Source organism: Pseudomonas sp. P65(2024), from assembly GCF_057480955.1.
On sequence record NZ_JBLIYX010000065.1, the window covers coordinates 1 to 268 of the forward strand.

The window sequence follows — 268 nt, forward strand, 5'->3', positions numbered from 1 at the left end:
GCGCCTGGTGGCCTATTTCACTGGCCATCAGGCAATTGCCGAACTGCACCAGCAACTGCAAGGCCAACTGCCGGACTACATGTTGCCGTCGGCCTATGTACAGCTGGATGCGCTGCCGCTGACCGCCAACGGCAAGCTTGACCGCCGCGCCTTGCCGCAGCCGGGCAGCGAGGCGCTGGTCAGCCGTGCCTTCGAGGCGCCGCAAGGTGAGATCGAAACCGCGCTGGCCGCGATCTGGGCCGAAGTGCTCAAGGTCGAGCAGGTTGGT

At 65.3% G+C, this 268-nt stretch carries 1 protein-coding gene; it reads left to right on the top strand.

Annotation, left to right across the window (positions count from 1 at the left end; translation table 11 throughout):
• Positions 1 to 268, top strand: a 268-nt coding sequence (locus tag AC25MA_RS25860; protein ID WP_486972552.1) for a hypothetical protein, incomplete at both ends; no start/stop codon positions are given.